Origin of the sequence: Marinobacter sp. (assembly GCF_046484525.1) — a bacterium.
In the GTDB taxonomy this organism is placed as follows: domain Bacteria; phylum Pseudomonadota; class Gammaproteobacteria; order Pseudomonadales; family Oleiphilaceae; genus Marinobacter.
Window position 1 is genome coordinate 1 of sequence record NZ_JAWOIS010000073.1, and the last position, 7,115, is coordinate 7,115.

Annotated in this window: 2 protein-coding genes; one reads left to right on the plus strand and one right to left on the minus strand. The window is 54.9% G+C overall.

From position 1 onward, the window contains the following. Nucleotides 1-607 precede the first annotated feature (607 nt). Complete coding sequence (locus tag R6W86_RS15480; RefSeq protein WP_410330260.1) at nt 608-4,414, minus strand: helix-turn-helix domain-containing protein; 3,807 nt, start codon at nt 4,412-4,414, stop codon at nt 608-610. A gap of 210 nt (nt 4,415-4,624) precedes the next feature. Here R6W86_RS15480 and R6W86_RS15485 point away from each other — a divergent pair, with 210 nt between their 5' ends. Beyond that, nucleotides 4,625-6,772 carry an acyl-CoA thioester hydrolase/BAAT C-terminal domain-containing protein gene (locus tag R6W86_RS15485; protein ID WP_410330261.1) on the plus strand — a complete coding sequence of 716 codons (2,148 nt, stop codon included), beginning with the start codon at nt 4,625-4,627 and terminating at the stop codon, nt 6,770-6,772. The last annotated feature ends 343 nt before the right edge of the window (nt 6,773-7,115 follow it).

Genomic DNA, 7,115 nt, shown 5'->3' on the forward strand with positions numbered 1-7,115 from the left:
GATTGTGTATATCAGAATGAATGGCACCGATAACAGGCTTATTTGAAAACAAAGCGCAACAGGAAGGAGGTAAAATCATCCGCGGTTGCGCTATTACCGGTTGTGAAACATTTTTAGGGGTGGGTGATTTTGAATTTCATCAACTCAGCGGTATTTACCCACCGTGGAGAGGCGGCCCACCCTCTCCGCAGAGCGTAAATTCTTGTGAGCCTACCGGCTCTCGATCTGTTGAAAAACGGGTGTGAATATACGGGATTTTACGCTTCGGTGTGGGGCATACAAGTATGCTTGCCACACCCGAGATCGCTCAGTTCCAGCTGGGCGATCTCAACTTTTAAACGGTTACCCATCATTGTATATACTCCTCGACGGTTGTCAAGACATTGCAAAACAAAGTTTTGTCAGACCGGGAAGACGATTTTAATTTCCACTACCAGTTGCCTCATCTCTTCCTATGTGTCACAGATATTCCTATCTGATCCAGAATACTCAATCCAAAAGCACCGTTGTTCTGTGAGGCGTAGGTTACTTTAGAGCTAAAAGGGGACAGGTCAAGATTCGTGATATCTACTTCGCAAAGCTCCCCAATATACTATATGAAACATAATCATTTCGTCGAAGGGCAAGTATCCATGTGCAAATAGGTTTGACACTCTTCGAGAGTGAGCAAGCGGGTGAGGCGCGATTGTGCAATTTTTATGAGATCTTCCATACGTAAAGCATAGACCCGCGCCGTTCCATCCCGGCTGACCGTTGCCAGGCGGGCGCCATCCGGGCTGAAGGCCAGGCCGGTCACCTGTCCGGTGTGCCCGGTGAGTGCAAACTGGACAATGCCTGTGGCCGCATCCCACAGCCGAACTGTGCCATCCGCACTGGCAGTGGCGATGCGGGTTCCATCCGGGCTGAAGGCAATGTGTCGAACCGAGCCGGTATGGCCAGTCAGGTCAAACAGCTTTTGACCGCTGGCAGCGTCCAAGACGTTCACAGACCCGCCACGGAAGCTAACCGCCAGGCGCTTTCCATCCGGGCTGTAGGCCGCAGCATACGCCAGCTTGCCTTCATCAAGCGGTACAGTCAGCGCTGCCTGGCCAGTGACTACATCCCAAATTTTGATGAAAGCGCCTCCTACGGTTGCGAGGCGGGAACCATCCGGGCTGAAGGAAATGCCAATACCGTTCGCATCCTGGATGGTATTATTTTCAAATGCCTGCAAGGAAAACAGCCCCTGCCCGGAGATCGCATCCCAGAGGCGGCCCTCGCCGCTTCGGTCGATCGTCGCGAGCCGAGATCCATCTGGGCTGAAGATCACCCGATCCACCGGAGCAGCATGTCCCTTTAGTGCCATCAATTCTTTACCGGTGACAAGGTCCCAGACGTGCACCAGGTGACCAGCGCCGGACGTTGCCAGGCGTGTTCCGTCGGGGCTGAAGGCCAGCCCGCGCCCCTGATTGTCAGGATCAGGAAGCGTGAGAAGTGTCTTGCCCGAGCTGCTATCCATGATCTTAACGGTCTGATCCCCACCAAAGGTCGCCAACTTCAGCCCATCTGGGCTAAACGCGACCATACAGTCGCAATCGGGAACGGCCGGCACAGCCAGTAGCTCATGCGGGTCGGTCTGGGCGATAGTCCAGGTCTGGACGCTTCCTTCACTGAGTGTCGCCAGTTTCGTCCCGTCGGAGCTGAAAACGGCTGCTTTTATACGCGCGTCATTGCCGAATATGGTCAGTAAGCTCTGACCTGTAGCGGCGTCCCAGATCTTCGTGGTCCCTTCGCCTGCCGCCGTCACTAGCTTTGTTCCATCGGCATTGTATTGCAGGCCATTTTCTACCAGGCTGGTATGGCCAGAGAGTTTTATTACATCCTGGCCCGATGCGATATCCACGATTCGAACAAATTGTAATTCGTTGACGGCGAACCGCTTGCCGTCCGGGCTAAAGTCGATCAACTGAGGTAGACCTTGTAAGTGTACAGTCAAGAGCTCGCTGCCCGTCGACACATCCCACAATATGGCGAACTGGTTATCATCGGTTGGAGCGCCGAGTGTGAGCAAGGTTCGGCTGTCCGGAGCGAAACGCAGCATTCCATTATAGCCATAATCCGGTCTACCCAGGTGGTGCAACAATTTCCCAGTGGCCAAATCAAAAATCGCCAGGTCGCTGCGGTTTTCAAAAGACACCACGGCCACTTTCGTCCGGTCGGGGCTGATGTCGATCCAGGGAGGAAAATCGTCAAAATAGACCGGAAGGGTAATCGTGTAAATTGCTTTTTGACCGGTAGCATTCCAAATGGTGAGAACGGTTGAGGATTGGTCCGCGCCTGGCGAGGCGATCGGCAGGAAATCCGCATACAACCAGCGGTCATCCGCCCAGACGCCGGGCTTTGTAAACAATACGTCCAGCGTTACGGTGTCACGAATCTGGGTCGTCAGCTGCCCATCCGCATCCCGGCTTGCCGTCGACAGGCGAGTGCCATCCGGGCTATAAGCAATCGTGCAATTGCACTGACCTAAAGGTACCGAGGCGCGCTTCAACAGGCGCGAGGTCTGTACAGCCCGGTGGAGGGCATCCTGGGCTTGAAACGTATCTGCCTGCGCCTCCGCTTCCAGCCCCAGCAAGATACTGCGCTCCGGATCGATGTTCAGGTTTACCAGCGCAGCGCCGGCCAGCTCGCGCGAAGTGGCGATGCGCTTGGCAGACTGCGCCTCGGTCGCGTTCTGATTGGCCCGGTTTCCGAAGAAAATGGCAACGCCTGCCAGAGCAATGGCAAGCAGGAAAGCGCCGGTCAGAATAAATGCCCGCCGCCTTAATTGTTTTGCGGCCCGGCTCTGGGTCTCGGCCAGTTTTTGGGCTGCCTCCAGCTCGCGCTGGCGCTGCGCTTCACGCTCCAACGCCTCATGCTGTTCCTGTTCGATCGAGGCGGCGAGAAAGTCATGTTCCGCCGTGTTTAAGCGATCCTCGTTGGCCGCGACCCATTCGCGCGTTTGCGCCAGGCGCGCCCCACGATACAGCTCAGCCGGATCCCGCCTCCGGGCTTCCCATTCGAACGCCGTATCGGTCAGATGACGGTGTAAAAGCAGGCCCTGGCGGTCCTGAGATAGCCATTCATGGAGTCGCCCCCATTCACGGATCAAAGCTTCATGGGCAACTTCGGCAGTATCCTCGTTTAATGTGATTAATCTTGCCTCGGCTAGGGTGTTTAGCACCGCCCGCAGTTGTATGGCTTCTTTCGATTGGTGTGCCAGCTCATTTAAAGTCGCTCGCCGGCGGGTATCTTCGGTGCCTTCCCCTAATTCTGTCAGGCGCAAAAAGATGTCATGCGCCAGCTCTTGCTGGAATTGATTGAGTTGATCGGTGAAGACGCTCTCCGCCGTCTCTGCGATTGCACTGCGGACACCGCCGGCAGCGCGATAGCCCTCTACTGTAAAAGTCCGCCCACGACGGCGCTCCCAGGTGGCCAGCAGGGCGTGTGAGAGCAAGGGCAGCGCGCCGGGTTCAGGCTGTCCAGTTCCATCTGCCCCAATGTCATATAGTAATCGGTCCACCAGGCCGCGTTCAAATTCCCAGCCGTCGCGTTTGGCGGGTTCTTCAATGGCGCGGCGCAGCTCTGCCTGGGTCATCTGGCCGATATATTCTTGCTCAGCCGCCACGGCCTCGCGCAGATGCGGATACTGGGCACAGCGCGAATAAAAATCGGCCCGCAGGGCAATGACTACAGTTGTCTTCGTAGATGGATCGCTTGCAATAGTAATCAGACTTTCAATAAATACCGAACGCTCATTTTCGTCCCGGCACAGGGTGAAGGTTTCTTCAAATTGATCCACCAAAAACAGGTGCTTCTGGCCGTTTTTTGTTCCGGACGGGGCGTAATTCGCCGCCAGAATTTTTAACGGATTGGCGGTAGGAGCGAAGGTATGAATTACCCAGCCCGCGCGTTTAAGCCGGACTGCCAGCCCGGCGCGCACGAGCGACGATTTGCCGCTCCCAGACGCGCCGACAATGGCCAGGAAGCGTGATGAGGCGTCCATGGCGAGACGCGTAACCCGCTCCACCAGGCGCATCGTGAGGGCTTCGCGACCAAAGAAAAGATCTGCATCCGACTGGTCGAAAAACAGTAACCCCTTGTAAGGCGCAATGCCCGGCGCGGGTGCGTCTTCTGGCCGGGCGGTCTGGGCCAGATGGAGAAAGCGAGCGGCCAGCTCAGGTTCGTATTCAAGATGCAGGGCTGGTACAAAAAGCGCTTTGACGGCGGTGAGATCGGGCAGGCGCTGGTTTTGTTCAAGCCGGCTGATCTGGCCTTCGCTGTAGCCAACAGCAATGGAGAGCTCCAATTGGGTCAATTGTTCGCGCCGGCGGAGATATTTGAGCAGCTCGCCAAAGGTTACGAACGATGCGGGTGATAAAACTTGGGTGGGCATATTTCTCCAGGGCGTATTGACTAAGCATACTTGAAATCGAATTCATTATAAGCCTCAATCTATCGAATACAAGACTAGTTTGGTAAATATTATCAAATTGGCAAGAAATGGCATATATTGAGTCATGGGAGAAGGTATATTTTGGGTGATAGGACGCTACGAACCAATCAATCGAGCACAACCAACCGAAACCATGATCAAGGAGGAAACATGTTTACCAACCGTTCGTTCAGATTTCAAGGCTACCAGACTCATCTATCAAGGAGAATAACCATGAAGACAATGATATTTGCATTATTGCTCACCCTGGCTTTGGGCGCCTGCGCACCAGCAGTACCTCAAGCCCCTGCAGCGGCGACCATTGAGGCATCTGCCCCCACAGCGGTTAATCCGACCGTTGCGCCGGTTCTGGTGGATACTGCAACTCCGCCGGCAGACACCGCCGCCCTAGCGACGGAACCTGGGGTAACTCCCTGGTCCCTGGTAGCGGTTGGCGATTCGATCCCGTATAACAGCCCGCAGGACTGTCCCGGCTGTACCGGTTTCGTCGATCGCTACGCCGCGGCCATCACCCAGGCAACCGGCCACCCTATCACAGTCCAGAACCTCTCCCAGCACATTGGACTGCAGGTCGACGGTCTGTTAGAAGTGCTGAAGGCCGGCGTCAAACAGCGCGAGGCGCTTTCCAATGCGGATATTATCATCGTCAGCATCTCTCACAACGACACGCCCTGGAATCGTGACGATGATCCATGCGACGGTCCGAGTGGAGACCCTGACTGGTCGAAGTACGACGCGACCTGTGCGGCCGAGGCTGCGGAGATCTTCCGCCCGAAGTTCGAGAGTGTCTTCGCCCAGATCGCCGAACTGCGAGCTGGGAAGCCGACGATCTTCTTGACGACCAACGTGTACAACGACTGGATAGGAGTTCCCGGTGGCGTTTTTTCGGCTGAAGACATTGAAGCAACGCATGAGGTACTCGACGCTTGGAACGAGGTGTACTGCAAGGTAGCCCAGGCCAATGGCTTCACCTGTGCGGACATCTATCACGCGTTCAACGGCCCTGGTGGCGATACCACAGCGGTTGATCTCCTTGCCCCGGACACCATACACCCATCAGATAAGGGTAACGAGGTTATCGCGCAGGTCCTGGCAGACCTGGGGTATGCCCCACTCGTGACAACCGGTTCCACTGTTCCAATCCCTGTCATATCTCTTCAGCCAACGGAAGTGTTAATTGATGAGCCTGTCTCAATCCGTCTTTCAGGGTTTACGCCAAATCAAGAGATTACACTGCGGTTGACCACGGTTGGAATCGCTTTTCCCGATTTGAGTGAATCCGGAAAAGTGTATGAATCCTACGCCGTTTTTCGAACGGACGCGCAAGGTGCAGTGGATCTGGAAAAGCAGGCGCCAATTAGCGGCAGCTACTCCGCAGTAGATGGAATGGGATTATTCTGGTCAATGGAGAACAAATCCGTCGAGCCCGTTTCAACGCCCGCTGCCCCGGCTTCAACCCCATCCAGTCTGCTGAACGCAGTTCAGTATCACTACACTTTCACCGCCGAGGTGGAAGGCAAACCGGTTGCTCAGGCAACGGTAATCCAGAATATGGGATCCGCCGGCGTGGTGGTGAAAGATGTGGCTGAAAATGGGGTGCTTGGGCAGTTTTACCAACCGGCCGGGGACGGTCCTTACCCGGCAGTTATCGTGTTGGGAGGCAGTGGGGGAGGCTTGCCGCGCCAATCGCCTAAGGTCCTGGCGGCTCACGGTTATGCCGTCCTGTCATTGGCCTATTTCAATTACACTTCTCCGCTCGATAACAGCTCTCTGCCCGGGATTCTGGACATGATCCCGCTGGAATACTTCGGCAAGGCCATCCAGTGGCTGCAATCGCAGCCAGACGTTGATCCCGGACGGATTGGATTGATTGGCTATTCCGTAGGGGGGACAGCTGCATTGCTGGTTGGAACGGTCTATCCTCAGATAAAAACAGTCATCGTGTTCGGGTCCCCAACTGTAGCAGACGGGAGCAGCTTTAGCTATCAGGGTGAGCATTTATCATCCAACATACCTGTCGAAAAAATTAAGGGTTCCGTGCTGCTCATTTCCGGCGATCGCGACAGTCAATTGGATAGCGTTATGTATGGGGAACTCGCCATCGACCGCCTAAAAGTGCACAATTTTGCTTTTCCCTATCGCCATATAATCAACCCTGGCGCCGGTCATTTGATTAGCTTCCCTTTTGCTCAAAGATCGAATGAGATCGAACAGGGAGGCGGCAGTCATCAGGCAAATGCCCAGGCTGCGGCTGTAATCTGGCCGGTGGTTCTGGAATACCTGGCAGCAATGAAATGAAGTAATGGTTCATGGGCTGTCTGGAAATAACCTCCAGACAGCCCATGAGGGCTTTGCGATGCAAAGGATTGGGCACAATCCTAAACCAACTCATCCAGGATAAGATAGATACAGGCTTTTGTTCAAAGTTTATACCCACCGTGGGTAGGGAACCCACCCTCTCCGCAGGTCGGAAGATCCTCGTAGCAGTGAAAGCTGCACATTATCGCCAGCCTCAATCATTTGGTGATAATGGACTCAAATGACTGAGGCTTACGACTGGCGTGATTTCCACGCCCAAGATCGCTCAGTTCCAGCTGGGCGATCTCACTTTTAAGGTGCATACTCCTCATTTTACGTACTC